The 5,629-nt window shown below is 72.0% G+C and carries 8 protein-coding genes; 1 reads left to right on the top strand and 7 read right to left on the bottom strand.

Features of this window, described 5'->3' with window-relative positions; translation table 11 throughout:
- Positions 1–982 (top strand): hypothetical protein (locus tag ACWF94_RS31650; RefSeq protein ID WP_453496254.1); only part of this gene is annotated, 982 nt, incomplete at its 5' end.
- A 237-nt stretch (positions 983–1,219) separates the two neighbouring features.
- Here the strand turns inward: ACWF94_RS31650 and ACWF94_RS31645 are convergent.
- From ACWF94_RS31645 to ACWF94_RS31615, 7 genes are all read right to left on the bottom strand, one after another.
- Entirely contained in the window at positions 1,220–3,304 is a 2,085-nt protein-coding gene (locus ACWF94_RS31645; protein WP_453496251.1) for an NB-ARC domain-containing protein, read from the bottom strand.
- Positions 3,305–3,940: 636 nt separating this feature from the next.
- On the bottom strand, positions 3,941–4,135 hold the full coding sequence (locus ACWF94_RS31640) for a hypothetical protein (RefSeq protein ID WP_453496248.1): 195 nt from the start codon (positions 4,133–4,135) through the stop codon (positions 3,941–3,943).
- The gene (locus tag ACWF94_RS31635; protein WP_453496245.1) at positions 4,132–4,290 is read right to left on the bottom strand and encodes a hypothetical protein; all 159 of its coding nucleotides are present in this window, start codon (positions 4,288–4,290) and stop codon (positions 4,132–4,134) included. Before ACWF94_RS31635 ends, ACWF94_RS31640 begins: the two co-directional genes overlap by 4 nt.
- 151 nt (positions 4,291–4,441) lie before the next feature.
- Positions 4,442–4,708: a hypothetical protein gene (locus ACWF94_RS31630; protein WP_453496242.1), complete on the bottom strand. Its 267-nt coding sequence runs from the start codon at positions 4,706–4,708 to the stop codon at positions 4,442–4,444.
- Positions 4,709–4,808: 100 nt separating this feature from the next.
- Positions 4,809–4,958, bottom strand: a complete 150-nt coding sequence (locus tag ACWF94_RS31625) for a hypothetical protein (RefSeq protein ID WP_453496239.1) — start codon at positions 4,956–4,958, stop codon at positions 4,809–4,811.
- Complete coding sequence (locus ACWF94_RS31620) at positions 4,946–5,170, bottom strand: hypothetical protein (RefSeq protein WP_453496237.1); 225 nt, start codon at positions 5,168–5,170, stop codon at positions 4,946–4,948. The genes ACWF94_RS31625 and ACWF94_RS31620 overlap by 13 nt, the downstream gene beginning before the upstream one ends.
- Entirely contained in the window at positions 5,167–5,595 is a 429-nt protein-coding gene (locus ACWF94_RS31615; protein WP_453496234.1) for a hypothetical protein, read from the bottom strand. The genes ACWF94_RS31620 and ACWF94_RS31615 overlap by 4 nt, the downstream gene beginning before the upstream one ends.
- Positions 5,596–5,629: the final 34 nt, after the last annotated feature.

Raw genomic sequence — 5,629 nt, 5'->3', positions numbered from 1 at the left:
GGGAGTGGAACAGCTCCGGGGGCCGCTGCTGCGGTTACCCCATGGCGCCGGGCACATGAAGCTCTCGCGGCCGACGGACGACCGGAACCCGGGAGCGTCCCGGACCGTGGGCGGGCTGGGGAAGCAGTATCTGATGTGGGACGGCAAGGTCGTGCCGACGGCGGTGGCGCTGGCGCACCGGGACGACCTCGCCACGCTGGAGCGCTGGTGTCCGGAGGCCCTGCCCGTGGCCGAGGTGGTCGGCGACGCGACGTATGACCGGATCGTGGCGGGCCTGCCCCTGCGGCGGCGCGCTCGCGCCGCCCTCGGGCTGCGTCGCGGGCAGAAGCTCGTTCTGGTCTCCTCCACCTGGGGAACCGGCTCGTCCTTCAACCGGCTGGACGCGCTGCTGCCCCGGCTGCTGGCCGAACTGCCGGCCGCTGGGTATCTGGTGATGGTGATGGTGCATCCCAACGTCTGGTCCGGGCACGGGGACTGGCAGGTGGGCTCGTGGCTGTCCGCGGCCCGGCGCCGCGGGGTCGTCGTCATTCCGCCCGAGGCCGATTGGCGTACGCCGCTGATCGCGGCGGACTGGGTGATCGGTGACCACGGATCGGTCACCCTGTACGCCACCCTGACGCGCGCGGCCATCCTCCTGGCGCGGTTTCCGGCGGCGGACGTCGACCCCGCGTCGCCGGGGGCCGAGCTGGCCCGGGTCGCCCCCGCGCTGTCCCCCGCGCACCCCCTGCCGGAGCAGCTCGCCTACGCGCGGGCCGAGTATCCGGCCGCCGAGTACGCACGGATCGCGCGGCGTATCTCGTCGGAGCCGGGTCGGTTCGCCCGGAACACCCGGAGGCTGATGTACCGCCTCCTCGGTCTGGGCGAGCCCGCACACGAACCGTCGTTCCCGCCGCTGCCGCTGCCGGAGCGGTGGGCCGGTACGGGTGCCGGTGTGGGTACGGGTGCGGGTGTGGGTAGGGCGGCGGGTGAGGCGTCCGCGTGAGCAGCCGGGCGGGGCAGGGGGCCGGGCCCAGCCGGGCGGGGCAGGGGGCCAGGCCGGTCGGTGGGCCCGGCCCCGGCATGGTCCGGTCGGTGGCCCCTGCCCGGGCCCGGCAGGGTCCGGTCGTGGCTCCTGGCAGGCCCGGCCCTGGTCGGTCGTGGCCCAGGCCCATGCCCATGCCCATGCCCATGCCCATGCCCAGGCTCCTGCCCGGTCCGGGCAGGGGCCCGGTCGCAGGGGCTAACGCCGCCGCAAGCGCTCCTCCAGACGCCGGGCGTCGGACTCGCTGACCGGCCGGTAGCGGGCCAGGGACTGGTCGTACCACTCCCTGGCCCGTCCCGCGTCGCCCCGTTCCTCGGCCGTCTCACCGAGCATCTCCAGCACCCGCCCCTGCCAGTGCACCGAACCCGTCGCCTCGAACTCGCCCAGCGCCCGGCGCAGATGGGACTCCGCGAGCCGCTGGTCCGAGCTGTCGTGCCGGGCGTGAGCGCGTCCGAGGAAGGCCAGGGCACGCGCCGCGTCATAGAGATCGTCTTCGGCGAGCAGGTCGGCCCTGGCCCGGACGAGGTCGGGGAGCGCGTCGCCGGGACGGTTCGCCGCGAGGGCGACGTCGCCGAGGCAGAGCCGCGTCAGCGCGGCACCACGGCGGTAGCCGAGCGCCTCGCGCAGGGCGAGAGCCGCGCTGAAGCGCTCCGTGGCCTCGGCCAGCCGTCCGGCGAGCCGATGGGTCTGCCCCAGACCGTGCAGGGCCTGGGCTTCGGCGAGCCGGGCGGCGTGCAGTTCGCGGTCCGCCTGCTCGTCCGCCGCTGCACCCCCGTCACACCGGTCACCTCCGGCACTCAACCGGGCCACCTCCTGCCGGGCGGCGTCCAGTGCCTGGCCGAACCAGTCGATGGCTTCGGCGTGACGGCCCGCGTTGCGCAGTCCCGTACCGCCGGATGTGAGCATCCGGCGCACGCCGTCGCCGTCCCCCACCCGCTGTGCCGCCGCCAGGCCGATCTCATGGGCCTCGACCCACAGGTCGTACGGGCGCAGCCGCAGGAACAGCGGCCACATGGCGTCGGCGAGCTGCCATGACGCGGCGTCCAGGCCCTCCGCCACGGTGGTCCGCAGCACCGCCATCAGCTGGGAGCGCTCGGCGTCCAGCCAGCGCAGGGCACCCGGGGCGTCGGCGAACGGCGGCGGGCCGACCGGTTCCGCGTAGTCGCGGCGCAGTGTGCGATGGCTGGGGGTCAGCAGCGCCTCGGCCTCGGTCGCGGCGCTCAGATAGAAGTCCACCACCCGGGTCACCGCCCCGTGGGCATGGGCGGATGTCTCACCGTCCGCCGCCAGCTCGCGTGCGTGGGCCCGGATCAGGTCGTGGAACCGGTAGCGGTCGAGTCCGGTACGCAGTTCGGGCCCGAGGTCTTCGAGGAGGTTGACCTCGGCCAGCTCATCGAGCAGCCAGTTCGCCTTGGCCGTGGGCACGGTGCAGGCAGCGGCGGCGACCGGAGCGCTGAGGACGGGGACCGGTGCCAGGCTCAGCCGGCGGTAGCCGCGGGCCAGCTCCGGTGTCAGCAACCGGTACGACTGGTCCAGTGCGCTGCGTACGGCGTACTCGCCCTCGACGTGCAGGGCGTCCAGAGCGTGCGCGCCGTCTTCTCCCAGGGCAGCCGCCATCACCGCCAGGGGCTGGCGCGGGCGGGCCGCGACCCGGGCCGCCGTGACACTCACCGCCAGTGGCAGCCCCGCACTCGCCCTCGCCATCGCCAGGGCCGCTTCGGGCTCCCGCCGGACGCGTTCGGTACCGATCCGCCGGCTGAGGATCTCCACCGCGTCCTCGGTGTCCATCACCTCCAGCGGATGGAAGGCCGCGCCGTCCATCCCCAGTCCGGTCAGCCGCCGCCGGCTGGTCACCACGGTCAGCGCCCCCGCCGAGCCGGGCAGAAGCGGCCGGACCTGTGCGGCGGTGAGCGCGTTGTCGAGGAGCAGGGCCACGCGCGCGTCCGCGGTGACCGAACGCCATAGTGCCGCACGTTCGTTCAGCGTCCAGGGAATCTGCTCCTGCCCGAGCGCGCGCAGGAGATCGCCCAGAATGTCGATCGGTCTGGCGGGCCCGTCAGGGGAATGGGCGCGCAGATCGGCGTACAACTGCCCGTCGGGACAGGTATCCGCGAGGCTTCGCAGCGAGCAGCACGCCAGCGTCGTCTTCCCGACCCCGGCCGGTCCGCTGATCACGGCGATCACCGGCCCGCCGCGCGGGGACCGCAGCAACAGGTCCAGCTCCGCCAACTCCCGCTTACGGTTGGTGAAATGGCTTGGTACAGGCGGGAGTTGGCGCGGCATGGCAGAGGTTCTCGGCGGTTCGGGAGCGGTGGATGGCGGGTGAATATGAACATCGCCGTGCACATCATGAGCCTGAATCACGGACCCCGCGATCCGAGTGGACGCACCGATGGTGTTGTCCACCGAGCTACGCCCACCGGGCAATGCGCCCCCGGTGGCGGTGAGCCATTTTCTTAAGTGTCTCGCCAGCGAGGGCCGCACCATCGCCTGTCCGGCCAGGGAGTCGGACAGGACCCGGCCACGGTCCTCGGCATCCCGCCCCGCTGCCGCCGCCCATGCCCGTACCAGCTCGACTGCCGCGGGTTCCGCCGACGTCCGCACGACGTCGGTGAGAGCGCGTACCGCCTCTGGTCGGGCACCGACCGTCAGCAGCGCGGCTCTCAATTCCCTTGCAGTCACCTGATGCATTCCCGCCCCTTCGGCCCCATTCGACTTCCAATGTCCCCTTTCTACCCGCCTCCCATTCCTTCCAGACGGGATGACGTCTGCGAAGCGAATGATTGAGCCAAATATGCAGAAAGGTGCAGCCATTGTTTGAATTCCATTGACCGGGTTGAGATTCCCGGTTGTCAACTGCCGCTTTTCATAGGAGACCTGCGTAATGGCGCTGGGCTGTACGGCACGGGCGGCCGTGGTTTATGTGTCGGGGGTGAGTTCGTCGGGGGTGGGTCCGGGGGTGAGGGTGGTGGCGCAGCGGGGGCAGGCGTACAGGGTGGTTTCGGGGTGTTGGGTACAGCGGACGGGTACGGGTGCGGTGGTGCGGCGTTGGCAGCCGATGCAGTGTGCGGTGAGGACGGGTGGGGGGTCGGTGGTGAGGCTTCCTGGGGTCATCGGGCTGTTCCCTGGAAGGCGCTGACGTAGGTGTGGGGGAGGTCGATTCCCCGGGTCGCGTAGTAGAGGGCGGTGCGGCGTCCGGGCCGGGTGCGCCGGGTCAACAGCAGGAGGGTGAGCACCCATACGAGTGCACGGGGGATACAGTCGGGCAACGTCGTTCAGCTCCTTTGCAAGCTGTTCGTCGAGCCCCGATGGACCGGTGCCCGGCGCACAGTCCGCAGTACGAGGTGACGCGGACCGGGGCGGCCGGTTCCCGGGGCGGGGTGCGTACGGGACGGCCCGGACGCCGGGGCGCGGGGGCGCTCACTGCGGGCCGCTCTCGTCGGTGAGGGCGTGGACCAGTTCGGCAAATGCGCGGTCGATCTGCCGCTGTTCCCATGCCGTGTCGAGGGCCGCGCACCACTGGGCGGCGTACACGGGGTCGCAGTCGATGCGGTGGAAGTCGGACAGGAGGGCGTGCCGGTAGCGGCGGGAGGTGGTCAGCAGCCACATCAGCCGGGGAAAGCGCAGCCGTAACCGGAACTCCAACGCCCCCAGGGCGAGAACGAGCGACACGTAGGTACGGGTCATGGCAGCCGCCGGTCCCGGCGGCAGGCGTGGACCGTCGCCTGGTCCCACGGCAGATCGGCGACGGGCAGCACGGGCGCATCCCGGCACAGTGGGGGTACGGTCATTCCGGCTCGCCCGAGGAGTGTGGCCAGGACGTGCCGGTGTACTCGTGGTGGTGGTCGTCCTCGTGGCCCGGGGGGCGGGTGCAGAAGATCTTCCGGGCCTCGGGGCGGAGTGCTCCGCACAGGGCATCCACGGTCAGACGCTCCACAGCAACTCCCCAGGGACATGGTCGACCAGAGCGATGAGTCCGCGCTGTTCACGGCACGGTGCGCAGGCGGTCTGCGCGTACGAGAGTCCGGAGGCGCGTTCGATCAGGTGGATCGTGCGGGCTGTTCCGGAGGGTCCGCCGTGCCAGTGGCACCAGCCGGACTCGCCTACCTCCAGCCACATGGCGCGCTTGACCACGCTGCGGGGGCTCATCGCTCGCTCCCTGCCGGGGGAAGTTCTGCGGCGGCGGTCAGTGCCGCCCACAGGGTGTCCGGGGTGACGAGCGTTCCGCATCCGTCGGGGGGTTGCAGCCAGTGCGGGCCCGGGGGCGCTGTGATGGCGGGTACGAGGACGGACAGCCAGCAGGCATCACCGAGGCAGGTGGTGTCGGCGAGGTCCCATGTGGCGGAGGTTCCCGGGGGGACGAGGAAGAACACAGTCTGCCCGGCCGGGTCGGAGATGACCGGCCCGTCGATGCCTGATTCGACTGCGGCGAGTCCGTGGATGCGCGGGGCTTTCACGGCGTCCCATGTCCGCCCGATGGGGAGAAGGACGATGCGGGTGGAGCTTAACCAGCGCTTGGCGCGCTCGGGGTCAGGGTCGGCCTGGGCGAGCCAGGCTGCGGGCGACATGGACACGGCACGATCCCCTCAACGACGGTCAGTTGAGGGG

Source organism: Streptomyces sp. NPDC055078, from assembly GCF_053607985.1.
This window is presented reverse-complemented; position numbering and strand designations above follow the sequence as displayed.